This is a genomic window from Antiquaquibacter metalliresistens (assembly GCF_029211225.1).
Lineage (GTDB): Bacteria > Actinomycetota > Actinomycetes > Actinomycetales > Microbacteriaceae > Rhodoglobus > Rhodoglobus metalliresistens.
Genome location: NZ_JARGEM010000001.1, coordinates 231,003 through 254,305 on the forward strand (window position 1 = coordinate 231,003; position 23,303 = coordinate 254,305).

General features: G+C 68.0%; 26 protein-coding genes. 6 read left to right on the forward strand and 20 right to left on the reverse strand.

The features are described from left to right. Window positions 1-7 precede the first annotated feature (7 nt). The 14 genes from PYV02_RS01145 to PYV02_RS01210 all read right to left on the reverse strand — a co-directional run bounded on the left by PYV02_RS01145 (window position 8) and on the right by PYV02_RS01210 (window position 11,696). Complete coding sequence (locus tag PYV02_RS01145; RefSeq protein WP_275755345.1) at window positions 8-844, reverse strand: ABC transporter ATP-binding protein; 837 nt, start codon at window positions 842-844, stop codon at window positions 8-10. Beyond that, the gene (locus PYV02_RS01150) at window positions 834-1,607 is read right to left on the reverse strand and encodes an ABC transporter permease (protein ID WP_275755348.1); all 774 of its coding nucleotides are present in this window, start codon (window positions 1,605-1,607) and stop codon (window positions 834-836) included. Before PYV02_RS01150 ends, PYV02_RS01145 begins: the two co-directional genes overlap by 11 nt. After that, window positions 1,604-2,407: an ABC transporter permease gene (locus PYV02_RS01155; protein ID WP_275755350.1), complete on the reverse strand. Its 804-nt coding sequence runs from the start codon at window positions 2,405-2,407 to the stop codon at window positions 1,604-1,606. Before PYV02_RS01155 ends, PYV02_RS01150 begins: the two co-directional genes overlap by 4 nt. A gap of 143 nt (window positions 2,408-2,550) precedes the next feature. Further along, window positions 2,551-3,543, reverse strand: a complete 993-nt coding sequence (locus PYV02_RS01160) for an ABC transporter substrate-binding protein (RefSeq protein WP_275755352.1) — start codon at window positions 3,541-3,543, stop codon at window positions 2,551-2,553. 132 nt (window positions 3,544-3,675) lie between these two features. Next, the gene (locus tag PYV02_RS01165; RefSeq protein ID WP_275755354.1) at window positions 3,676-5,328 is read right to left on the reverse strand and encodes a bifunctional 3-(3-hydroxy-phenyl)propionate/3-hydroxycinnamic acid hydroxylase; all 1,653 of its coding nucleotides are present in this window, start codon (window positions 5,326-5,328) and stop codon (window positions 3,676-3,678) included. Further along, window positions 5,325-6,077, reverse strand: a complete 753-nt coding sequence (locus tag PYV02_RS01170) for an HpcH/HpaI aldolase family protein (RefSeq protein ID WP_275755355.1) — start codon at window positions 6,075-6,077, stop codon at window positions 5,325-5,327. The genes PYV02_RS01165 and PYV02_RS01170 overlap by 4 nt, the downstream gene beginning before the upstream one ends. After that, window positions 6,074-6,526, reverse strand: coding sequence for a nuclear transport factor 2 family protein (locus PYV02_RS01175; RefSeq protein ID WP_275755357.1), 453 nt, complete (start codon window positions 6,524-6,526; stop codon window positions 6,074-6,076). The genes PYV02_RS01170 and PYV02_RS01175 overlap by 4 nt, the downstream gene beginning before the upstream one ends. After that, window positions 6,519-7,316, reverse strand: coding sequence for a 2-keto-4-pentenoate hydratase (locus tag PYV02_RS01180; RefSeq protein ID WP_275755359.1), 798 nt, complete (start codon window positions 7,314-7,316; stop codon window positions 6,519-6,521). The genes PYV02_RS01175 and PYV02_RS01180 overlap by 8 nt, the downstream gene beginning before the upstream one ends. A 5-nt stretch (window positions 7,317-7,321) precedes the next feature. Beyond that, window positions 7,322-8,185, reverse strand: coding sequence for an alpha/beta fold hydrolase (locus PYV02_RS01185; protein ID WP_275755361.1), 864 nt, complete (start codon window positions 8,183-8,185; stop codon window positions 7,322-7,324). Further along, window positions 8,182-9,123: a 3-carboxyethylcatechol 2,3-dioxygenase gene (locus PYV02_RS01190; RefSeq protein ID WP_275755363.1), complete on the reverse strand. Its 942-nt coding sequence runs from the start codon at window positions 9,121-9,123 to the stop codon at window positions 8,182-8,184. Before PYV02_RS01190 ends, PYV02_RS01185 begins: the two co-directional genes overlap by 4 nt. 181 nt (window positions 9,124-9,304) lie before the next feature. Then, window positions 9,305-9,547 (reverse strand): hypothetical protein, encoded by a 243-nt coding sequence (locus tag PYV02_RS01195; RefSeq protein WP_275755365.1) that lies wholly within the window; start codon window positions 9,545-9,547, stop codon window positions 9,305-9,307. Further along, complete coding sequence (locus PYV02_RS01200; protein WP_275755367.1) at window positions 9,544-10,149, reverse strand: DUF308 domain-containing protein; 606 nt, start codon at window positions 10,147-10,149, stop codon at window positions 9,544-9,546. The genes PYV02_RS01195 and PYV02_RS01200 overlap by 4 nt, the downstream gene beginning before the upstream one ends. A gap of 21 nt (window positions 10,150-10,170) precedes the next feature. Next, the gene (locus tag PYV02_RS01205) at window positions 10,171-10,608 is read right to left on the reverse strand and encodes a DUF6326 family protein (RefSeq protein WP_275755369.1); all 438 of its coding nucleotides are present in this window, start codon (window positions 10,606-10,608) and stop codon (window positions 10,171-10,173) included. Beyond that, complete coding sequence (locus PYV02_RS01210) at window positions 10,605-11,696, reverse strand: head GIN domain-containing protein (protein WP_275755371.1); 1,092 nt, start codon at window positions 11,694-11,696, stop codon at window positions 10,605-10,607. The genes PYV02_RS01205 and PYV02_RS01210 overlap by 4 nt, the downstream gene beginning before the upstream one ends. Window positions 11,697-11,754: 58 nt before the next feature. On the opposite strand from PYV02_RS01210, the gene PYV02_RS01215 reads away from it, so the two are divergent. Both PYV02_RS01215 and PYV02_RS01220 read left to right on the forward strand, forming a co-directional pair. Beyond that, window positions 11,755-12,420: a MerR family transcriptional regulator gene (locus PYV02_RS01215; RefSeq protein ID WP_275755373.1), complete on the forward strand. Its 666-nt coding sequence runs from the start codon at window positions 11,755-11,757 to the stop codon at window positions 12,418-12,420. A gap of 73 nt (window positions 12,421-12,493) precedes the next feature. Further along, window positions 12,494-13,411, forward strand: coding sequence for an NAD(P)-dependent alcohol dehydrogenase (locus PYV02_RS01220; protein WP_275755375.1), 918 nt, complete (start codon window positions 12,494-12,496; stop codon window positions 13,409-13,411). 36 nt (window positions 13,412-13,447) lie between these two features. Here PYV02_RS01220 and dnaB read toward each other — a convergent pair whose 3' ends face one another. The 6 genes from dnaB to PYV02_RS01250 all read right to left on the reverse strand — a co-directional run bounded on the left by dnaB (window position 13,448) and on the right by PYV02_RS01250 (window position 18,493). Beyond that, on the reverse strand, window positions 13,448-14,827 hold the full coding sequence (dnaB, locus tag PYV02_RS01225; RefSeq protein ID WP_275755377.1) for a replicative DNA helicase: 1,380 nt from the start codon (window positions 14,825-14,827) through the stop codon (window positions 13,448-13,450). A 407-nt stretch (window positions 14,828-15,234) separates the two neighbouring features. Beyond that, window positions 15,235-15,687: a 50S ribosomal protein L9 gene (gene rplI, locus PYV02_RS01230; protein WP_275755379.1), complete on the reverse strand. Its 453-nt coding sequence runs from the start codon at window positions 15,685-15,687 to the stop codon at window positions 15,235-15,237. A 9-nt stretch (window positions 15,688-15,696) separates the two neighbouring features. Continuing rightward, window positions 15,697-15,960, reverse strand: a complete 264-nt coding sequence (rpsR, locus tag PYV02_RS01235; RefSeq protein WP_097061567.1) for a 30S ribosomal protein S18 — start codon at window positions 15,958-15,960, stop codon at window positions 15,697-15,699. 33 nt (window positions 15,961-15,993) lie between these two features. Then, window positions 15,994-16,491 (reverse strand): single-stranded DNA-binding protein, encoded by a 498-nt coding sequence (locus PYV02_RS01240; protein ID WP_275755385.1) that lies wholly within the window; start codon window positions 16,489-16,491, stop codon window positions 15,994-15,996. A 3-nt stretch (window positions 16,492-16,494) separates the two neighbouring features. Continuing rightward, entirely contained in the window at window positions 16,495-16,923 is a 429-nt protein-coding gene (rpsF, locus tag PYV02_RS01245) for a 30S ribosomal protein S6 (RefSeq protein WP_420833586.1), read from the reverse strand. A 145-nt stretch (window positions 16,924-17,068) separates the two neighbouring features. Next, window positions 17,069-18,493, reverse strand: coding sequence for a CCA tRNA nucleotidyltransferase (locus tag PYV02_RS01250; RefSeq protein ID WP_275755389.1), 1,425 nt, complete (start codon window positions 18,491-18,493; stop codon window positions 17,069-17,071). Between the two features lie 103 nt (window positions 18,494-18,596). Between PYV02_RS01250 and PYV02_RS01255 the strand changes: the two genes are divergently transcribed. The 4 genes from PYV02_RS01255 to trxA all read left to right on the forward strand — a co-directional run bounded on the left by PYV02_RS01255 (window position 18,597) and on the right by trxA (window position 23,230). Beyond that, a complete protein-coding gene (locus tag PYV02_RS01255) occupies window positions 18,597-20,195 on the forward strand; it encodes a DUF6049 family protein (RefSeq protein WP_275755390.1) in 1,599 nt (532 codons plus the stop codon). Then, entirely contained in the window at window positions 20,188-21,849 is a 1,662-nt protein-coding gene (gene murJ / locus PYV02_RS01260; protein ID WP_275755392.1) for a murein biosynthesis integral membrane protein MurJ, read from the forward strand. The genes PYV02_RS01255 and murJ overlap by 8 nt, the downstream gene beginning before the upstream one ends. Before the next feature lie 66 nt (window positions 21,850-21,915). Next, window positions 21,916-22,884 (forward strand): thioredoxin-disulfide reductase, encoded by a 969-nt coding sequence (gene trxB, locus PYV02_RS01265; RefSeq protein ID WP_275756003.1) that lies wholly within the window; start codon window positions 21,916-21,918, stop codon window positions 22,882-22,884. Window positions 22,885-22,903: 19 nt separating this feature from the next. Continuing rightward, window positions 22,904-23,230 carry a thioredoxin gene (gene trxA, locus PYV02_RS01270; RefSeq protein WP_275755394.1) on the forward strand — a complete coding sequence of 109 codons (327 nt, stop codon included), beginning with the start codon at window positions 22,904-22,906 and terminating at the stop codon, window positions 23,228-23,230. Window positions 23,231-23,303: the final 73 nt, after the last annotated feature.

Genomic DNA, 23,303 nt, shown 5'->3' on the forward strand with positions numbered 1-23,303 from the left:
TTCGCCGTCATCGGCTCTCCGGCGCCGTCGCGATCGAGCGGGTGCCGCCCGGATTGCTCTTGGCGAACTGCACCTGCTCGTACACATGGGCCCGCAACTCGCCGAATCGAGCCAGCGAACGCGTGTCGACCTGGTCGCGCTCGGCCGGGAGGTCGATGGTCAGATCCTCCTGGATGATCGTCGGCGAGCTCGAGAGCACGAGCACGCGCTCCGCGAGATACACCGACTCGTCGATGTCGTGGGTGATGAACAGGATCGTCATGTTCAGCCGCTTCCAGACGTCGCGAACCAGGTCCTCGAGTTCGCCGCGCGTCTGCGCGTCGACCGCCGCGAAGGGCTCGTCCATGAGCAGCACGCTGGGGTGGGATGCGACGGCCCGCGCGATCGCGACCCGCTGCTGCATCCCGCCCGAGAGCTGCCAGGGGTAGCTCTTGGTCGCGTGCGAGAGGCTGACCGCCTCGAGGGCCTCCGCCGCGCGGCGACGACGTTCGTCCTTCGGCACACCGGCCGTCTTCAGCGGCAGCTCGACGTTGGCCTCGACGGTGAGCCACGGGAAGAGGCTGCGGCCGTACTCCTGGAAGACGACCGCCATGCCCTTGGCCGGCCCGTCGACGCGCTGGCCGTCGAGCACGATCTCTCCGGAGGTCGGCTCCAGCAGACCCGCGATGCACTTCAGCAGGGTGGTCTTGCCCGAGCCGGAGGGCCCGACGAGGCACGCGAACTCGCCGGCGTGCAGGTCGAAGGAGAGCGAACGCACCGCCTCGACCTCCTTGCCGGTGCCGAGACCGTAGACCTTGCGGACGTCCTTGACGCTCAGCCGGACTTCAGCGGGGTTAGCCGTCATTCGATGCCTCCTTGAGACCGTAGTACCAGCGCAGAGCGCGCTTCTGAACCGCCTGGAACGCCACCGACAGCAGCACGCCGATGATGCCCAGCAGCACGATGCCGCTCCACATCTCCGGGATCGCCACGCGGTTCTGGAAGTTGATGATGGCGTGGCCGATGCCGTCGGTGGAGGCGAACATCTCCGAGACCACCATGAGGATCAGGCCGATCGCGAGGCTGTGACGGATGCCCGCCATGATCTGCGGCAACGCACCCGGGAACACCAGGTAGCGCACGCGCGCGAAGCCGCGAATGCCGTAGACCCGCGCCGTGTTGGTCAGCACCTCGTCGAGGGAGCGCACGCCCTCGATCGTGTTCAGCAGCACCGGCCACAGACAGCCGAGCACGATCACGGTGATCTTCATCGCGTCGTTGATGCCGATCAGCAGCAGCAGCACGGGAATGAGGATCGTCGAGGGGATGGCGCGCACGAACTCCAGCAACGGCTCGAGCAACCAGCGCAGCGGTCGGGTGAGCCCGATCGCGATGCCGAGCGCGATGCCGATGACGATGGAGATCGCCAGTCCCAGCAGCAGTCGTCCGATGCTCGGCACGACGTCGGCGAAGAACCGCTCGCTGAACCACACGCTCACGAACTTCTCCGCGAGCTTCGCCGGGGTCGGCACGAAGAAGTTCACGCCCTGCGAGGTGGCCAGCCACCAGATCGCGATCAGGATGACGGGCAGGCCCAGCCACATCCCGAGCTTCTTGAGGAATCTCATGCCGCGACCTCCGATCGCACCGAGGCGTGCCAGAACAACACCTTGCGCTCGATGAAGCGGAACACCACGTTCACGATGATGCCCAGCACCCCGGCGGTGAGGATGAGTGCGAACATCGCGGGCGGGTTGTCGTTGAGCTGCGCCTGGGCCACCGACTTGCCGAGACCCGGGGTGCCGATGATCAGCTCCGAGCTGATGGCCAGGATGAGGGCGACGGTCGCCGCGAGCCGGATGCCCGTGATCAGGTACGGCAGCAGGGTCGGCAGCACGAGGAATCGAACGCGGTCGATCCAGTTCATGCGCATCGTGCGCACGGTGTCATTGGCGACCTTGTCGACATCGGCCACGCCGTAGAGCACCTGGATGAGCACGATCCAGAAGCATCCGTAGATCACGACCAGCAGTTCGGAGCCGATGCGCGGGCCGAACAGCAGCGCGGCGAGGGGGATGAGACCGACCGAGGGAATGGGACGCAGGAACTCGATCGTCGAGTGCGTCGCCTCGCGCAGGAACCGGCTCGACCCGATCACGAGGCCGACCGCGAGGCCGCCGAGCGTCGAGAACGTCAGGCCGAGGAACCAGGCCCAGAGCGTCTGGCCGATGGTCTCCCAGAACGCCGTGAAGCCGAGGTTCTGCACGAACACGGGGATGACGAGCGTGGGGGGCGGCAGGTGGCGGGAGTTGACCGGGCCGAACATGGAGAAGAGCTGCCAGAGGGTCAGGAATCCGAGGATGCCTGCGAGGCCGAGCGCGTACGGCCCGACGGCGACCCAGCGCGCACGTCGACGCTCGGTCGACACGCGCTCAGGGCGAGCCGGCATGCTGCCTGCGCTCTGCGGTGATGAGTGCGGATCCACGCTGTCCCTGCCCCTCGGCCTTCCTGGTGTGATGCGGTGATGGCTGGGGCGGACGGGAACCGCCCGCCCCAGCCTTCGGGGTGTGCCTACGGCTGCCACACGATCGCGGCGACGTCGGGCTCAGTCTCCACGATCTTGTACTTGAACAGCAGGTCCGCGAACAACTGGATCGTGTCGTTGTCCAGACCGGCGTCGTAGATCGACAGCTTGGCCCGGTCGGCGGCGGCGGGGTCGGTGCCCAGCACCTCCGGCATGGCGGCGCGCACGAGGTCGTTGTTGTCGTGCAGGAAGCTCAGCGCGGCCGTCATCGCCTCGGAGAACTGGGCGACCAGCTCCGGGTCGCTGTCGACGAGCTGACCGCTCGCGATCGTCACCAGTTCGTTCGCGCCGAGGCCCGTCTCCTGGATGAAGTCGCTGACGACACGGCCGCCCGCGCCGATCACCTGCTGCATGAACGGCGAGCCGGCCATGCCCGCGTCGATCTGACCGGCTTCGAGCTGCGCGGCGACCTCGGGGAAGGAGAGCTGCACGAAGTTGATCGTGCTCGGGTCCCCACCGTCGAGCTCGACGGCCTCGCGGATGCCGATCTCGCCGACGCTGCCCAGAGCGTTGACCGAGACGGTCTTGCCTGCCAGGTCCTTGGCGCTCTCGATGGACGATCCGGCGCCCACGACGACGGCGGTGGAGTCCTCGACGGTCTCCGGGTCGTTCTGGGTGACACCGGTGACGATGCGCACGTCGAGGCCCTGAGCCGACGCGGTCAGCGCCGTCACGGGGCTGGCGAGCATGAAGTCGAGCTCGCCCGAGGTGAGCGCCGGCAGCTGCGCGGCACTGCTGCCGGCTCCGACGACGAGTTCGAGGTCGATGCCGTGCTCCTCGAAGATCCCCTCGTCGATCGCGACCTGGAGGGCGGCGACGGTGCTCGAGGGGAACAGTCCGTAGGTGACGTGCGTGAGCTCGCCCGAGGCGGTCTCTTCGGGGGTGCTGCCGCCGTCGATCGAGCCGGAAGCGCAACCGCTCAGCGCGAGGGCGAGCCCCGCGACGCCGACGACGAGGGCACGAGTGCCGAGTGATTTCATGTGATTCGCTCTCCTTTGAGTGACCAGTGCGCGATCGGTCGCGCCGTCCGTCTGCTGTGAGGGACTGACGTAACCGTACGTCCCGTCAAACGCATTTGTCAATGTTTTGTGCAGTCTGGATTCAGTTATGCATTATCGGGATGCCGGGTCCGGCACCCGCTCGGACGATGCGGCCGCGATCACGCGCCGCACGGTCTCGTCCAGATCCTGGGCGAGGCACTCCGCGGCGGCGACGTGATCCGGGCGGACGATCACGGCCGAGACCGGCCGGGCATCGAACCAGCTCTTGAGCACCCCGTCCGGATCGCCGACCACGGTCACGCCGGCGGGCGCCGTGGCGCGCACCCACGGAAGCTGTGCGGCCGGCACGACCTGCACCAGCGTCGCGCCCAAGCGATCGAGTTCGTCTCGGGTCGATTCCGACAGCAGCGCGAAGGGGTCGTTGTTCCACACCAGCACGCGCCAGCCCTGTCCGGTCGCGTCGTCGAGCAGCATCGGCTGCCCCGAAGCGTCGCACACGCGCGGCTGCGGGAAGATCATCCCCGTCACCCGAGGGGCCTCGTCGCGGTCGGGCAGCGACTTGTAGCGCGGCACGTCGGTGAAGACCACCACGCCGCGCTCGTACTTCGGCATCGGCTTGAATCCCTGGCTGTTGACGCGAGCCTTGGTTCGCGGCATCCGGTCGACGACCGAGGCGACCAGGTCGCGCACCGCGGTGCGCACCCGATTGTGGTCGGTCACCAGGTTCGCCATGCTGAGCGAGAGGGCCACCATCGCCTTCACGTGGTCGCGCCGCTCGGCCTCGTAGCTGTCGAGCAGCGCCTCGGTGGCGTCGCCGCGCACCACCGCGGCGAGCTTCCAGCCGAGGTTGAGCGCGTCGCGCATGCCCGAGTTCCAGCCCTGCCCGGCGACCACCGGCATCACGTGCGCGGCGTCGCCGGCGAGGAAGCACCGGCCGACCCGGAATCGCTCGGCGACCCGCGCGTGGTGCGCGTAGACGCGGCGGCGGATGATGTCGAGCCGACTCGGATCCGGCACGTGGCTCTTGAGCAGCCCGTGCACGAACGCGTCGTCATCGGCGAGGTCTTCGGACTCGCCCTCGAAGAGCGTGAACTCCCAGCGACGGATGCCGTGCGGCAGGCTCAGCGTCGCGTACCCGCGACTCGGGTCACCGCCGAAGACGGCGTGCGGCGTGCCGATCGGATCGTTCGCGACGTCGATCACGAGCCCGCGCGTGCTACGCGTCTCTCCGACGAAGTCGAGCCCCAGGTGCTGGCGGGTGAACGATCTGCCGCCCTCGCAGCCGACCACGTACCGCGCCGAGACACGCTCCGTCGTGCCATCGGTCGTCGCGATCGTGACCGTGGCGGACTCGTCATCCTGGGTCAGATCGGTCACCTCGGTGCCGAAGCGCACCGTCACGTTCGGGAATCGATCGAGCCCCTCCAGCAGCACCTTGTCGACGAGCGGCTGCACGAATCCGTTGCGGCGCGGCCAGCCGAACTCGCGCGTGGTCGGGTTGATCTCGGCGATCACCTTTCGATCACCGTTGATGATGCGGATCTTCTGGTCCGGCACGGTGTGCGGCAACACCCGGTCGACGAGACCGATCGTCTGCATCGTGCGCAGCGCCTCGTCATCGATGCCGACGGCTCGCGGGTAGTCGATGAGTTCGTCGCGGGCCTCGAGCACGGTCACCTCGATGCCGTACTGGCCCAGCAGGTTGGCGAGCGTGAGACCGACCGGTCCGGCGCCGATGATCAGGACATCTGTGTCGTGCGTCATTGCTTTCCTCTCAGTGCGGCGACCGATTCCTGCAGGCTGCGGTTGAGCAGCACGAGGTCGATGCCGAGTCCGACGTAGTCGATGAGACCGCGGTGCAGAAGGTCCGCGGCATATGCCGGCGTTCCCGAATAGATGCCGACGGTCTTGCCGTGGGCGTGCGCCAGCCGCGAGACATGGTCGATCGCTTCGCGCACCGGCCCCTCGGTCCAGTCGCCACGACCGGGCAGGCCGTAGGAGACCGCGAGGTCGGCGGGGCCGATGTAGATGGAGTCGATGCCCTGCACCGTCACGATCTGCTCGGCATGGTCCACCCCGATCGCGGTCTCGATCTGGGCGATGGTGGAGACCGCGGCGTTGCCCGCCTCCGTGTAGACCTCGCCCGGGTAGAGGCCCGGCCGGCTCGGGCCGAGGCTGCGGTTGCCCAGCGGCAGGTACTTGGTCGCCGCCACGAGCGCGGCCGCCTGGTCGGCGCTCTCGACGGTCGGTGCGATGATGCCGCGAGCGCCGCTGTCGAGCAGGCGAAGGATCGGCCCCGCGTCGATGCTGCCGACGCGCGCGTACGCGTAGGCGACGCTTCGCGGGATGGCGCGGAGCATGCCGCACGCCGCCTCGAGTCCCACCTCGCCGTGCTGCAGGTCGACGATCACGCCGTCGTACCCGGCCGCGAGCGCCCACTCGGTCACCGACATGGAGGGGAGCGCCTGATGCAGCAGGGCGGGTGGCACTGCCGGGTTCGCCGTGGGCTTCACCGCTGCATCCCCTCGGCCAGCCTGGCCGCGTGGGCCGCGGCGTTGGCGCCGCCGAAGACCGGAACGATCTCGCGTCGGGCGATCAACCAGCGACCGTCGACCAGCCGATACTCCTCGCGGAACTCGCCGACGCTGGCGGGCACGAGCGGATCCGGCGACGAATCGCGGAAGGTCTGGTAGGCCGTGCATCCGGTGAGCACGCCATCCACCCAGGCCAAGCGGATGCCACCGATGAAGTGCCGCCCGACCACATCGGTCACGGCCGCCCGCTTCTGCCCCCACGCCTTGATCGCGTCGCGACCGTCCATGGTGCCGAGCGGACCGGTGGACACGGCGTCTTCGGTGTACAGCTCCCAGGTGGTGTCGGCCTTGCCGTGATCGAGGCGCCACAGCAGCTCGGAGACCAGTTGCTCGATGGCCACTCGGGTCTCGACGTCGACCTCAGTCATGGTTCTCCTCCGTTGCCAGCAGCGCGGTGATCTCGCCGAGCCCGTGCGAGTAGCGCGCGGTGTAGGGGATGTCGGCATCCCAGTCCACGATCAGTCCGATCGAACCGGAGAGCACGATCTCGCCCGCCAGCAGCGGCTTGCCGATGCGCAGCGAGGTCTCGGCGATCCACTGCATCGCGTTGATCGGGTTGCCCATCACGTTCGAAGCGAGCCCGCGCGTGATCTCCTCGTCGCCCCGATACAGGATCATCTCGACCTCGCGCAGGTCGATCGACCCGTACGGCACCCGCACCGCGCCGGTGACCAGCCCCGCGCAGGCCGCGTTGTCCGCGATCGTGTCGACGATGTTCATGCGGTAGTCGAAGTAGCGGTTGTCCACCAGCTCGATCGCGGTGGTCACGTAGTCGATCGCGGCCTCGATGGTGTCGAGATCCGCGCTGAGGATGTCCTCCTTGAGCACGAAGGCGAGTTCCGCCTCGATCTTGGGGTGGATGTACGCGGAGCGCGGTCGCACCACCGGCGTCTCGAACACCATGTCGTCGAGCACGATGCCGTAGTCGGGCTCGTCGACGCCGGCGCGCTGCTGCACGATCGGGTTCGTCAGGCCCACCTTGCGGCCGACCCGATGCCGGTGCTCCTCCACCTCGCGGCGGTGGGTGTTGATCTCCGAGATTCGGTACGCGAGCTCCTTGTCGCCCTCGGGCAACCGAAAGCGCACGAAGTCGATCGGCGTGCCCGTGATCCGGGCGCGGTAGAGGTCGTCGGCGACCTCGTCGATGAGATCCGACATCGGCGTCAGCCCTTTCTGTGCAAGAAGTCGAGTGCTCGCTGGTTGAAGGTCGCCGGGTCCTCCCATTGCGGCCAGTGCGCGGCATCCCGGATGGTCACCAGCTCGCCGTCGGGAAGCAGTCCGGCGAGGTGCTCTCCCACCGCGGTGCCGCCGGTGGGCTCGTGGTCGGTCCACACCAGCAGGGTCGGCACCGAGATGGCGGCATAGTCCTCGTCGGTCGCCTGGTTGCGCGCGCGGATCTCGGGCACCTGCAGCGCCATGATGTGCGCCATCGACGCAGCGAAGCCCGGTCGCGAGTAGATCGCACGCCGGATCTCGACGAGTTCGTCGGTGATCTTGGCGGGATCGTGGATCACCACCTGCAGTCGCGCCTTGACGTTCTCGAAGGTCGGGTCATCCACGGCCGCCCTGCTGATCGGGCTGACACGGTTCATCGAGGGAGCACTGATCATGCGGCCGCCCGGGGCGCTCAGCACGAGCGTGCGTACCCGATCGGGGTGGTGGATCGCGAACTTGATGGCGATCCACCCGCCGAGGGACTCACCCATGAGGTGCGGCTTCTGCAGCCCGAGCACGTCGAGCAGTTCCAGCAGGTGCTGCTCGTAGTCCGCGATCTCGAGGTCGGCATCCGCGAGCGTCGTGTAGCCGTGCCCGGGGTAGTCGTACGCGACCACACGGTACTGCTGCGCGATCGCCCGGATGTTGTGCGTCCAGGCCTCGAGGTGACCGCTCGTGCCGTTCATCAGCACGACGGTCTCGTCACCGTCGCCCACCGTCAGCACGCGCGTGCGCCACCGACCCACCTGCACGTACTCGAGGGTGTGGGGAAGGTCGGCGACCTCGCCCCACAGCGTGCCGAGGTGGCTCATGGCCGATCGCTGATCGCGGCGGTGACGCCGAAGCCGGCGCCCCACGTCTTCACCGGCCAGTACTTGTCGACGACCAGGTGGTAGTCACCCGCGGTGGTGAGCGCGCTGAACGCCGCGATCCAGGTGCGCATCTCGTGCGCCGCGCTGCCGCCCTCGTCGATGAACTGCTGGTTGTCCCAGCCGTCGACCGTGGTCAGAGCGCCCGTGCGGAACACGTCGAGCAGCATCTGGTCCCACTCGACGTTCAGCGGGGCGCTGCTTGCGCGGCCCTCGGCGATGGCCTGGATTCCCTCGATGATCTTGCCCTCACGCTGCGCGCGCTCGTCCTTCGTCGGCGCGTAGGAGATGAGGCGCTGCTGCACCGGCTCCGGCGCACCGTCGTAGGCGGGGATCGGCGGGTTGTGCGAGAGCCCGCCGGAGGCCATGAGCAGCACGCGCTTGTCCAGCTGCTGCGCCGCGCGTCCCACCGCCTCGCCCATCAGCCGCACTCGGTTCATGGGGGTCAGCGGCATGCCGATGGCGTTGACGAAGATCGGCACAAAGGGCTGCTGGAGGTCGTGGCCGAAGAGGAACTCGAGCGGCTGCAGAATGCCGTGGTCGACCATGAGCCGTTCGGAGCGGGCGATGTCGATGCCGGCGGCGAGGATCGCGGCGTGCAGTTCACGAGCGGTGGCGCTGTCGACCGGCAGTGGACCCTCGGACGTGCCGTAGTCACCGACCCCCTCGGCCTGCGCACCGATCGCGAACGGCGGCATCATCGAGTAGAGCACGCCGTTGAAGTGGTCGGGCCCGAAGGCGATGACGACCTCGGGCTGGTAGTCGTCGACGAACGCGCGCACCTCGTCGATCGCCGCGTTGATCTCGGCGAACGTGGTGCCGCCGGGATCGACGTTGCCGAAGGACGGTGCGTGGGACAGTGCAGCTACTGCGAGCGTCATTGCTCAACCTCTCTTCGGGGTCCTTCGTTGGACCGCGCGGATGATTGCTTCTAGAACCTAGATTCTAGATTCAGATTATGCACAATGTCCAATGTTGTGCGCGAATCGAGGGCATGCCGGGGCCGCAGGGCGCGCGAAAGCGCCCCGGACTGCGCGCTGGCCGGGGCGGAGAGAGCGTGAGCTAGTGGCCCTTGCGGTCCTGCTCGTCGATATCGAGCTGCTCGTCGCCGGTGGGGCGGGTCGCGAGGGCGAGCATCGCGAGCACGACGAGACCGACGATGAAGGCCACGCCCGCGAAGATCAGCGAGAGCACGAGATCACGAGTCGACAGCAGCACGACGAGGCCCGTGAACAGCCCGAACCCGCCCGCCAGTGCGAGGAGCTCAACCGGCCGGGTGCGGTCGCGACGACTCGGCTCGGTCATGACCGGGCTCCGCGCGGTTCGGGCGCGACAACGCCGGTCTCGGGCGACCACTTCAGTGAGAGGGCGCCGATCGTCAGGAAGACGCCGAGCAACGCGGCGTACGCGCCGAGCAGCCCGACCACGACCACGGCCGCCGTGAGCTCCCGCGTCACGCCGTCGGGGCCGGTGAAGGCCTGGGCGAGTCCCGGCGGCACGAGCAGCACCGCGACGGCGAGCAGTGCGGTCAGTGCGCCGGCGAAGATCCAGTCACGCGCCGCACGGTCGCGCCCGCGGTACCGGATGCCGAGCCAGAGCTCCAGCATGCCGGTGACCGCCGCCCACGCGGTGACGAGGAACACCAGGAACGGCAGCCCGCCGCCCGACAGCACGAGGCCGACGATGCCCGCGACCAGCGTGATCGCGCCCTGCACCAGCTGCACGCGCCCAGCGGGCGTGGTGCGCGAGCGCCAGACCAGGGCCGAAAGCAGCACACCGGAGACCGTGGCGAACGCGCCGAAGCACAGCAGCCCGAGTCTTGCGGAGTGATCGGCGCTGAACGTGATGACGGCAGCGAGCGCAAGCGCGGGGATCGCGCGCCCCAGGGGCGGGTACCAGTCGGACACGCGCTCAAGTCTACGTTCAGGTCAACCTGTCACCGGTTCGTTCCTCCGCCCGTTTGCGCGCGGCCACCGCCAGGCAAGCCAGACGATCGACACGGTCAGGCAGACCTCGACCACGGCGTAGAGGACGTAGAAGGTGCGCCAGAGCTGGAGAGAGTTCACGCCGACGAGTCCGACGAAGATTGTGAAGAACACTCCCACGATCAGATTCAGGCGGCGGTTGGCTGGCGCCCTGAGCAAGAGGGACAAGCTGACCATTGCTGCTGGGATCAGCAGGAGGGTCGCGGCGGCGAGCAGAGCGGTTGGCGAGTTCAAGTTGTTCTTCCCGCGGAGGAGTCCCTCCACGGTTCCGGGCACGTAGAGATCGAAGTAGTCGCCGTACAGGTAGCACAGTGTGGCTGACGCCCACAGGGCGGCGAGCTTGTACTTGACGTGGACGGGGGGATCCTGCAGGTCGCTCAATGTTCCTCCTGAGAAGCGTCTCGGTCGGGGTTGTAGAGAGTGATCTCGCCGCTTCCATCGAGGGAAGTGACCACGTTGCCAGGGTTGCCGGTGTAGAAGATGTCGCCGCTTCCGCTCACAGCCGCGGTGAGATCTCGGAGTGCAACGACATGCGCGCTACCGCTGCCACTCAGGTCGACGTTCGCGATCCTGGCTTCCAGGAGACTCCCGTCGAAGTTGCCGGACCCCTCACTGGAGAGCCGCAACGAGAGTGTCGTACCTTCGATGGTGATGTCGCCCGATCCCGTCATCGTCACGGCCAAATCGGTGGTCGTGCTCGAGCTGAGGGATACGTCGCCGGAGCCGGTATCGTCGATCGTCGCGCTCTCGGCGAGGATGCTGTTGCCCGAGATGTCGCCCGATCCCGCCAGTCGAATGAGATCGACCCGAGGCACAGTGAGGGTGTACTCGATGCGGCCCCATCCCGAATCGCCAGCAGCAGCGTCGAGGATGAGCGTGCCGTCCCTCACGTCGGAGGTGAGGTTGTCGATCATGCTGCTCTCGGCCGTGATGGTGAGGGATTCGGCGGCGCCCGAAACGATCGTGAGATCGCCGCTCGTCCGAAGCTCCACTCCCTCCACGCCGGACAGCTCGCGAATCTGCGTGGTGGGCGTTGCCGGTGTGAAGGTCGATGCACACGAGGTGAGCAGCAGAACCGCCATGGTCGCGGCGGCGGCGATCGAACGACGTACGCCTGATCGCGTGTTCATGACCGCTCCGTCAGGGGACGAGAAGGCCGCTGACGACGGCGTGGGCTGCTGCGCCCAGATGCGCGGAGCGACCAACGACCACCGCAGCGTCCCCAGCTCGCGGCGCAGGATGATGACGGAGAGGACGAACTGCCACATCATCCCCACGACCATGAGGAGCCAGAAGAGCATTCCGGGGTTCAGGTCCGTCGCGTTGGTCAGCAAAGGCCATGCGATCCAGGCCAGCGCAGTCATCGGCGCGGTGGCCGCTGCCCAGATCGCCAGCACCTGCCATGCGGTGTACTGGCGATCGGGTGCGCGTGTGGCGGGGGAGGAGGTCGTCTCGGTCGGAGTGAACATGCAGACAGCGTAACTAACCGTTAGTGCCACTGTCTATAAGTGTGGCAGACTGGTTCTCGTGCAACCAGGCGACCTGCGACTGACGATCAGCCAGCTGGCCGACGTCAGTGGCGTCCATCCTTCGACGATCAAGTTCTACATCTCGGAAGGCATCCTGCCGCGGGGTCACCTGATCGCGTCGAACCGCGCGGTCTACGGCCGCGAGCATGTCGAGCGATTGGGCTTCATCCGCACGCTCGTGACGGTCGGCGGGGTGAGCATCGCCACCCTCAAGCGAGTGACGGTGGCGCTGGAGGGCGGTTCGCTGACCTCGGTGCTCGCCGCTGCCCAGGATGCCGTGCGCAGTCCTGACGACGCACCACAGTCGGCAAGAGACGAGACGGAAGATGCTGTGCGGCGAGCGTTCGGCATAGATGCAGGCGACCCGCTCTTCCATCACCCGTCGATCCGCCGTATCGCGGCGGCATTGGACGCGAGCGAACCGTATCTTGGCGCGACGTTCCAGGCCTGGGTGAGTTCACTCATCGGCTCGGGCCGCGACGCGGCACTCGCCGATCTCGACATGGTGAGCGGTGCGGAGCCTGAAGCGGCCGCCAGATACGCCGTCGTCGGCATCCCGCTCGGCGATGTGGTGATCGCGCAGTCGCGGCGACTGTGGCAGTCGGTCTACGCATCGCGTACGTACGGACCCGGCCCTGCTCGGGCGCCTGAGGACGGCAAATGAAGCGAGAGTGCGGATGCACCGGAGAGGATAACCGATGAGAGCTGTCGTACGTCGCGAGTACGGGGACGCATCCGTGTTGCGCGTCGAGGATGTCGAAGAGCCCGCAGTGGAGACTGGCCGGATCATCGTCGATGTCGCCGCGGCCGGTGTGAACATGGCCGAGTGGCACCTGCTGTCGGGAGAGCCGGCTCTCGTGCGACTATCCATGGGGCTGCGACGGCCCAAGCAGCCGGTCCTCGGTCAGGACGTTGCGGGCGTCGTGGCCGCGATCGGCCCGGGCGTCACGAGATTCGCCGTGGGCGACCCGGTGTTCGGATCGGCCCGTGGCTCCTGGGCGACGCGAGCGAGTGTACGTGAGGATCTCCTGCAACCGTTGCCGCAGGGCGTGAGCTTCGAACAGGCGGCCGCCGTGCCGATGTCCGGCTACACGGCGTTGCAGGCCCTCCGTGCGGCGGGTGATCTGACGGGAAAGCACATCGCAATCACCGGGGCGGGCGGAGGCGTTGGATCGTACGCGATTCAGCTCACTTCAGCTCGCGGCGCGCACGTGACCGCCGTGTGCAGTGGATCAAAGGGTGCATTCGTCCGCGCCCTCGGCGCGCAGGACGTGCTCGACTACACGAAAGTCGACCCGACAGACGGCTCGCGACGCTTCGACACCGTTCTCGACTTCGCCGGGAGCTTGCCCCTCGCCCACTGGAAGCGAGCCATCCGAACCGGTGGCACGCTCGTGCTTGGCGGCGGTGAAGGAGGGGGCAAGGTCCTCGGGCCGCTGTCCCGGTCTATCAGGGCGTTGTTCGTTCGGGGCATCAGGATCGTCACCCTCATGGCGTCTGCGCGCGGTGACGACCTCGCTGAAATCGCGGCAGGACTTGCCTCAGGATCATTACGCTCGACGCACTCCCAGACCTACGCCTTCGTCGACGCTGCACAGGCCGTCGAGGCGCTTCGCGCTGCGACTCATCCAGGCAAGATCGTGCTGACGCCATGATTCCGCGTGACACGCAGAGAACCTACGGCGACGGACTCAGCCCGGCGGCAGGTCGACGAACCGCGAGAAGTGCCCGTGGAACCCGACCGTGATCGTGCGCGTTGGGCCGTTGCGGTGCTTGGCCACGATGAAGTCGGCCTCGCCGGCCCTGGGGTTCTCGGCCTCGTAGGCGCTCTCGCGGTGCAACAGGATCACCATGTCGGCATCCTGCTCGAGTGAACCGGACTCACGCAGGTCGGAGAGCGCGGGCTTCTTGTCGGCGCGCTGCTCGGGGCCACGGTTGAGCTGGGAGATCGCGATCACGGGAACCTCGAGCTCCTTGGCGAGCAGCTTGAGCGCCCGCGAGAACTCACTGACCTCTTGCTGGCGCGACTCCACCTTCTTGCCACTGGTCATGAGCTGCAGGTAGTCGATGATCACCATCTTCAAGCCGACCTTCTGCTTCAGGCGTCGGCACTTCGCCCGAATCTCCACGAGGGTCATGTTGGGGCTGTCGTCGATGTAGAGCGGCGCGTCGTTGATGCGCCCGCGGGTCTGGGCGATCGTGGTCCAGTCGTTGGAGTGCACCGTGCCCTTGCGCATGTGCTGCAGCGGCACGGATGCCTCGGCCGACAGCAGACGCATCGCGATCTCACTGCGCCCCATCTCGAGGGAGAAGATGATCGTGGGCATGTCGTGCTTGATCGCCGCCGAGCGAGCCAGGTCGAGACCGAGCGTCGACTTACCCAGCGCGGGGCGCGCGGCGAGGATGATGAGCTGCCCCGGGTGCAGGCCGTTCGTGATCTCGTCGAGCTCGTGGAACCCGGTCGGAACGCCGATCATCTGTCCATCGCGACCGCGCGCCGCTTCGATCTCATCGATCGCGGTCGTGACCGCCTCGGTCAGCGGAACGAAGTCCTCGCTCTCGACGCCACCGGTGACCGCGTAGATCTCGGCCTGGGCATTGTTGACGAGATCGACGACCTCGCCCTCGCTGGCGTAACCCATCTGCACGATGCGCGTACCCGCCTCGACCAAACGGCGCAGCACGGCCTTCTCGGCGACGATGGAAGCGTAGAAGCCGGCGTTGGCCGCGGTCGGCACCAGCGCCGTGAGCGTGTGCAGGTATTCGGCGCCGCCGGCACGCGTGAGCTCGCCGGTCTTGGTGAGCTCGTCGGTGACCGCGATCACGTCCGTCGGCTCGCCGTGCGAATAGAGGGTGAGCACGGCGTCGAAGATCGTCTCGTGCTTGGGGATGTAGAAGTCGACACCGCGCACGGCCTCGATGACGTCGGCGACCGCATCCTTGCTCAGCAGCATGCCGCCGATCGCGCTCTGCTCCGCCAGCAGATCGTGCGGGGGTACGCGGTCTCCCCGGGAGTCGCTCCTGCCGTCCTGCCGCTGCTCGCCGGCCAGTCCCAGGTGCGCGATGGACACGTGATGCCAACCCTTCCGATGTCTCGACCGTACGCCTCAGTTGTAGCTTCCGGCGCCGACACTCCGCGTGCGCGTATGGTCCGGCGCGCGGTCCTTCGCACCGGGCTGCACCACAGTACGGAGGCCCCCGCGCGACTCACAAGCGACCCTGTGGATGGTCCTGTGGGGAATGTGCGCGAAACGCCGGGGGCGATGTGGGCAAGCTGTGGATGAACCTGTGGACTTCTGGTGGATTTTCCCCGGGTTCTGCAGCCTGACCTGCACTTTTCTCGTTCTCCCCGTGTGTGGGAAAACTAGTCTGTACTTGCGCTTGAGGGTTTGTCCGAATTCGACTCTCCTGTGCACAAACGACGACAGCGGCGGACTTTCGCCCGCCGCTGTCTACCCCCAGTGAGGGGGCACATCGGTTACTTCGCCGCGACGACCTTCAGCGTGATCGTGGCGACGAGATCGTCGCGCAGACGCACGGTGGCCTCGTGCTCACCGATCGCCTTGATGGGCGAGGTGATCTCGATCTTGCGCTTGTCGATGCCGGTGAATCCGGCGGCTGCCGCCGCCTCGGCGACCGTCGCGGGCTTCACGGAGCCGAACAGACGACCGCCCTCGCCGGCCTTGACCGTCAGGGTGACGGGGTTGGCCTGCAGACGCGCCTTCAGGTCCTGCGCCTCCTCGAGGGTGGCGTGCTCGCGAGCTGCACGAGCGGCCTTGATGGACTCGATCTGCTTCTCGCCACCGCGCGTCCACGCCACCGCGAAGTTCTGCGGGATGAGGTAGTTGCGCGCGTAGCCGTTCTTGACGTCGACGACGTCGCCGGGGGCGCCGAGGCCGGTGACCTCGTGCGTGAGGATGAGCTTGGTCATGATGCTCCCTTACCGGCCAGAACCCGCGTACGGCAGCAGTGCCATCTCGCGGGCGTTCTTGACGGCCGTCGCGATGAGGCGCTGCTCCTGCACGGAGACACCGGTGATACGGCGAGCACGGATCTTTCCACGCTCGGAGATGAACTTGCGAAGCGTCGCGACATCCTTGTAGTCGATGACGCCCACGCGGATCGCCTTGGCCGGGGCGGCGTTCTTGCCGTCCTTGCCCTTGCGAATGGGCTTGCGGCGGTCGCCGCTGCTCTTTCCTGCCATTGTCTTTCAGTCCTTTAGAAGTTGTCGGGCGCCTTAGAAGGGCGTCTCGTCCGAGTAGTTGCCGGGCGTGTTCCAGACGTCGCCGCCCGCGGGCGCACTCGCGGCCCACGGCTCGTCGGCGACCTGGCCGCCACCACGCGGAGCCCCGCCGCCGGCACCGCCGGTGGAGGCGGCACGCGTGACCTGGGCGGTCGCGTAGCGCAGCGAAGGACCGATCTCATCGACCTCGAGCTCGATGCTCGTGCGCTTCTCGCCTTCCTTCGTCTCGTAGGAGCGCTGCTTGAGGCGGCCGGTCGCGATGACGCGGCTGCCCTTCGTCAGCGACCCCGCCACGTGCTCGGCGAACTCGCGCCAGCAGGACGCGCGCAGGAACAGTGCCTCGCCGTCCTTCCAGTCGTTCGTCGCACGGTCGAAGTTGCGCGGCGTCGAGGCGATCGTGAAGTTCGCCACCGCGAGCCCGGACTGCGTGTAGCGCAGCTCGGGATCGCTGGTCAGGTTGCCCACCACGGTGATGATGGTCTCGCCGGCCACGACTTACTCCGCGTCCTTGGCGGCGGGCTTGGCCGGAGTAGCCTCTGCGGCGGGCTTCTCGGCGGGCGCCTTCTCCGCAACGGGAGCGGCCTTCGCGGGAGCAGCAGCCTTGCGGGCGGCCTTTTCGTCCGCGAGCTTCTTGGCCGCCGCGACCTGCGCGAAGCCTTCCTCGGCCCGCAGCACCTTGGTGCGCATGACGGCTTCGGAGAGCTTGAGCTGACGGTCGAGCTCGACGGTCGCCGCCGAGGTGGCGGTGAAGTTGACGACGGCGTAGATGCCCTCGGACTTCTTGTTGATCTCGTAGGCCAGGCGACGACGTCCCCAGATGTCCACGTTGTCGATGGTTCCACCATCGGTGCGAATCACATTGAGGAACTTGTCCAGGCTGGGTGCCACGGTGCGCTCATCGATCTCTGGATCGAGGATCACCATGAGTTCGTACTGATGCGTCACAAACCCACCTCCTTCGGACTAGAACGGTTGCAGACGATCTGCAACAGGAGGGTGTTGACGGTCGTCCGCAAGCGGACAACCTGTACAGCATAGGCCAGCAGCGACCTCCGCGGCAATGCGTCCGTCAGCGCGCTGCCCACCACGCCCGCAGGCGCGCCTCGGCCTCGTCCGCGCCCAACGGCCCCTCGTCGAGGCGCAGATCGAGCAGGTAGCGATACGCCTCCCCGACCTCCCTGCCGGGCTTGAGTCCGAGAATCCGCATGATCTGCTCGCCGTCGAGATCGGGTCGCACCGCCGCGACGCCCTCGGCCTCGGCGATCGCCGCGATCCGCTCCTCGAGGTCGTCGTACGCGAAGGACAGCCGGTCGGCCTTGCGCACGTTGCGCGTCGTGACGTCGGCGCGCGTGAGGATGTGCAGTCGTTCGAGCAGCGGCCCGGCGTCGCGCACATATCGGCGCACGGCGGAATCCGTCCATGCGCCCTCGGTGTATCCGAAGAACCGCAGGTGCAGCTCGATGAGCCGCGCGACGGAGGCGATCGTGTCGTTGTCGAAACGCAGCGCCTTCAACCGCTTCGTCGCAAGCTTGGCGCCGACGACGTCGTGGTGGTGGAAGGTCACCACCCCTCCCGCCTCGATCTTGCGGGTCGCCGGCTTTCCGATGTCGTGCAGCAGGGCCGCCAGGCGCAGCACGAGGTCGGGCGACTGGATGCCGTCGCGGGCGTGCTCGAGCTCGATGGCCTGCCGCAGCACGGTGAGGCTGTGTTCGTAGACGTCCTTGTGATGCGCGTGTTCGTCGCGCTCCAGCCGCAGCGCCGGCACCTCCGGCAGCACCAGTTGCGCGAGGCCGGTATCCACCAGCAGACGGATGCCGGGCACCGGGTCATCCGTCAGCAGCAGCTTGCGCAGCTCGTCCGCGATGCGCTCGACGCTCACGATCTCCAGCCGCGGAGCCAGCTCGCGCATGGCCTGCTCGGTGGACTCGTCCACCACGAAGCCGAGCTGGGACGTGAATCGGGCGGCGCGCAGCATCCGCAACGGATCGTCGCCGAACGAGACCTCGGGCCGCCCCGGCGTGGTGATGCGCGAGGCGATGAGGTGCTCGAGCCCCCCCGAGGGATCGACCAGCACGCGCTCGGGCAGCCGAAGCGCCATGGCGTTGATGGTGAAGTCGCGGCGCGCCAGGTCGTCCTCGAGGGAATCGCCGAAGGCCACGGCGGGCTTGCGTGTGAGCCCGTCGTAGGCATCCGCCCGATAGGTCGTGATCTCCACGGTCTGCCCGGCGATGCGCGCCGCGATGGTGCCGAACTGGCGTCCGACGTCCCACTGCGCGTCCGAGATCGGCGTGACGAGGGCGAGGATCTCGTCGGGCCGGGCATCGGTCGCGAAGTCGAGATCGGTGACCGCGCGACCGAGGAAGGCGTCGCGCACCGGCCCGCCCACGAGGGCGAGTTCCCGACCCGCCGCGGCGAACGCGGCGGCGAGGGATGCGACGGGGCGCGAGTCGGCCAACTCGCCGAGCCGCTCGATGGCTGTGGCGACGCTTTGCATGGTGCGACCAGCATGTCACGCGCACGCGGCGTCTCGCCGGACGCACAGGTCTCAATGAATAGACTCATCGCATGCTGGCCGAGCGACATTCCTGGGTCGGCCCATGTCGGTGAGGTTCTCGCGCGCGGCGGTGGCCGTCGGACTCGGGCTGCTCGCACTCCTTGGGGTTCTCTCTCCGGCTCCCGCGCTCGCGGTCGACTCCGGCGGCACCCGCCTGGCCATTGCGGTGCCGCTCGTGGTCCCCGCGAACTCGACCGGTCTCATCCCGGCTCAGGCGCTGGCTGTCTACACCGCGCCGGGCGGACTGCTCACTCGGCAGCTCGATGCCGTGATCGACACACCGGTCGCGATCGGGATCGATCCGATGATCCTGGCGTCGATCCGGGTGCTCGGCACCTCCGCCCCCGGCTCGGCCCTCGCCTGGCTCGAACGGCTCAAGGCCGCGACCAACGAGACCTTCGCCCTCGGGTACGCGGACACCGACCTCGCTCTGGTCAGTCAGGCCGGCGGCGCACTGCCATTCGGGCCGGGCGACCTCGAGTTCGCCCTCGACCCGGCGCTGTTCACCGCCGTGCCCGACTCGGGGGCAACCCCGTCGCCCACCGCGACATCCGAGCCGATCGAACCGGTGCTGCCGACCACGGAAGACCTGCTCGATTGGCCGTACGCGCTCGACGGCATCGCCTGGCCGCGTGACGGCTCGCTCATCGCGGGCGACCTCGAACGGATCTCGGCGGCGGGCTACGGCGAGACGATCGTCGCGTCGAGCAATCTCAGCGGTCTGAACGGCGGTGCGCGAGCCGATGTCGGCGGGGCGCGAGTGCTCGTCTCCGACGATGCCGTGTCGGGCGCGCTGCGATCGGCGGCGACCGGCGGCGCGGACGCCGGTGCCGTGCGCGCGGCAGCGGTGGCCGCGGGGAGCACTGTGTTCGCCACCATCGGCCGGGGCACGCCCGCCAGCGACGACCGTCTCGGCTCGGTGATCGCCGCCCTCGCCGCCGACCCGTCGATCCAGCTCGTGCCCCTCAGCACCGTGCTCGCGGATGCCCCGGCACCGGCGAGCCTCGCCGATGCCGCCGTCTCGGAGCGTGCCGATCGCGTCGCTGCACTGCTGGCCGCAACGGCGGAGGACCGCGCCTTCTCCTCGATCGCCGCGAACCCGGGCGCGATCGTCGGACCGCGCCAGCTCGCGCTCGTCGCCCTGCTCTCGAACGCCTGGAATGTGAACCCAGCCGGCTGGATGCGGGCGAGCGGAACTTTCCTGCAGGACTCGGCCGATCTGCGCGCATCCGTGCAGGTCGCGGAGATCTCGAGCCTGCTGCTCGTCGCGGACAACAGCCAGTACCTTCCGGTGAACGTCGACAACGCGCTCGATCAACCGGTGACCGTCTACGTCACGCTGCGACCGGCGACGGCCGTGCTCGTGGTGCTCGAGGAGCGCGTGGAACTCACCGTGCCCGCCCAATCCCAGGCACGCGTGGACATCCCGGTGCAGTCCCTGACGAACGGCACCGTCGACTTCGTGGTCACTCTCGCCGCGGCCAGCGGACAGCAGATCGGCAGCGACGTGATCGGCGACGTGAACGTGCAGGCCGGCTGGGAGACGCCGATCGTGATCGCCATCGCCGCCGTCGTGGTGCTGATCTTCGGCGTCGGTATCGTGCGCACCATCCTTCGGCGTCGGCGGGAGACGGATGTCTGACCCGAACGCCGGGGAGACGGACGCCGCCTCCGCGTCCACCGCCGCGATCCCCACGCGCGGCACCGGGGTCGGGCGCGCGAGCGCGCTGCTGGCCTCCGGAACGATCGTCTCGCGAATCCTCGGGTTCATCAACGGAGTGGTGCTCGCCTACGCGATCGGCGCCACGGGCAACGGCGCCGACTCCTTCGCACTGGCCAATCAGCTGCCCAACAACGTCTACTCGCTCGTGGCCGGCGGACTGCTCAGTGCCGTCATCGTGCCCCAGATCGTCAAGGCGGCCGTGCACCTCGACGGTGGTCAGGCGTTCATCAACAAGCTCGTGACGCTCGGCGTCGTGGTGTTCCTGCCCGTGACCGTGATCGCGACGCTGTGCGCACCGCTGCTCGCGGCGCTGTACGTCGGCCCGGGCGGCCCCGACGTGCTCTCGTTGACGACCGCGTTCGCGTTCTGGTGCCTGCCGCAGATCTTCTTCTACGCGCTCTACAGCCTGATCGGCGAGACGCTCAACGCGCGCGGCCTGTTCGGCCCCTTCACGTGGACTCCGGCGCTGAACAACATCGTGGCGATCGCCGGTCTGGTGATGTTCGTGGTGCTGTTCGGGCGGGAGGGGCATGCGGACGCGGCATCCTGGACCCCGGAACAGGTCGCGGTGCTCGCCGGCAGCGCCACACTCGGCATCGCGGTGCAGGCGTTCGGCCTGCTGCTGTTCTGGCGCCGTGCCGGACTGACCTTCCGCCCCGACTTCCGCTGGCGCGGGGTGGGCATGAGCGCCACCGGTCGTTCGGCGGCGTGGGTGTTCGGCATGTTCCTGGTCAGCCAGGCCTCCGGCATCGTGGAGGCGCGGGTCGCCGCTCCCGCCTCGGGCGCCGACGCCTCGCTCGCGGCGCTCAAGTACGCGTGGCTGATGTTCATGCTGCCGCACTCGGTGGTCACGGTGTCGGTCATCACCGCGTACTTCACCCGGATGAGCGCGCACGTGCGCGACGGAGCCCTCGCCTCGGTGCGCGACGATCTCGTCTCATCGCTGCGCACGATCCTGATGTTCATGGTCTTCTCGGCGATCGGCCTCGCCGTGCTCGCCTATCCGTTCTCGGCCGTGTTCGGCGATGCCCAGGCGATCGCCCCGGTGTACCTCGCCTATCTCGTCGGGCTCGTGCCGTGGACGATCTTCTTCGTGCTGCTGCGCGTCTACTACGCGGTCGATGACACCCGCGGGGCCTTCTTCATCCAGGTGGCGCAGACCGCGTTCTACTGCGCCGGGGCGATCGCACTCGGCACCGTCGTGCCGAACGCCTGGATCGCGGTGGCGCTGGCCGGGTGGACCTCGATCGCGCTGATCCTGCAGGCCCTGCTCTCGGCGTTCTTCCTGCGCAGGTGGCTCGGCGGGCTCGGCACGCTCGAGGTCGGCCAGCACGCGCTCTGGTATCTCGCCGCGGCGGTCCCGGCCGCGGCCGCCGGCATCGGCGCGCTCTGGCTGCTCGGCGGCATCGCGGACGGGGCGTTCCCGGTCTCGAGCATCGGCGGCGGACTGGCCTCCATGGCGGTTTCCGGCACGGTCATGGCGGTCGTCTATGCTGCGGTGCTGTGGCTGACCCGCAACCCCGAGTTCCGGGCCACGGTCGAGCCCATCGCGGCGCGCCTGCGTCGCCGCTGAGCGCGGAATAGCGCGCGGCTAGGATCGGTTGTACCGGCTGTGAACAGCCAGAGGGAGACGCAAGACGTGCGCCAGGTGATCATCATCGGATCGGGTCCCGCCGGATACACCGCGGGCATCTATGCCGCCCGCGCGAGCCTCGCGCCACTCATCATCGCCTCCTCCGTCGAGGCCGGCGGTGAGTTGATGAAGACCACCGAGGTGGAGAACTACCCCGGGTTCGCCGAGGGCATCCAGGGCCCCGAGCTCATGCTCGCCATGCAGGCCCAGGCCGAGCGCTTCGGCGCCGAGATCGTGCTCGACGACGTCGTGAAGCTCGAGCTCGAGGGTGACGTCAAGCGCGTGCACCTGGGCAACGGCGACGTGCACGAGGCACTCACCGTGATCTTCGCCACCGGCTCGGCCTACCGAAAGCTCGGTCTGCCCGACGAGGAGCGCATGAGCGGCCACGGCGTCTCGTGGTGCGCCACCTGCGACGGCTTCTTCTTCCGTCAGAAGACGATCGCTGTCGTCGGCGGCGGCGACTCCGCGATGGAGGAGGCCACGTTCCTCACGAAGTTCGCCGACAAGGTGTACCTCATCCACCGCAAAGACACGCTGCGCGCCTCGAAGGCGATGCAGGAGCGCGCCTTCAGTGACCCCAAGATCGAGTTCCTGTTCAACAAGGAGGTCGCGCACATCTACGGCGACGAGCTCGTGACCGGCATCGGCATCGTCGACACCGTGGATGGCACGGAAACCACGATCGACCTCTCCGGCCTGTTCGTGGCGATCGGCGCCGACCCCCGCACGCACCTCGTGCACGGTCAGCTCGACCTGAACCCGGACGGTACGGTCGCCGTGCAGGGTCGATCCTCCCGCACCAACATCCCCGGTGTGTTCGCCGCGGGCGACGTCATCGACCCGACCTACCGCCAGGCCGTCACCGCGGCCGCGTCGGGCACGGTCGCGGCCCTCGACGCCGAGCACTACCTCGCCGCCCTCCCCAAGTCCGTGGTCGAGGCTGCCGTGCAGTCCGAGCCCGTCACCGCCTAACCAACAGAAGGAAGCCAACATGTCTTCAGCCAAGGACGTCACCGACGCCACGTTCGCCGACGAGGTGCTCAACTCGAAGGACACCATCATGGTGGACTTCTGGGCCGAGTGGTGCGGCCCGTGTCGCGCCGTCTCGCCGATCCTCGACGCGATCGCGCAGGAGAACCCCGACAAGCTCAAGATCGTCAAGCTCAACGTCGACGACAACCCGCAGATGGCGATGAAGTACCAGATCACCTCGATCCCCGCGATGAAGGTGTTCCGCGGCGGCGAGGTCGTCAAGACCGTGATCGGCGCGAAGCCGAAGCCCGCCCTCGAGGCCGACCTCGCCGAGTTCCTGGCGTAACCGTCACGGCCGAGGCCAAACAGCGACACCTGGACCCCCTCCCCTTCGCGGGAGGGGGTTTTCGCATTCGCTG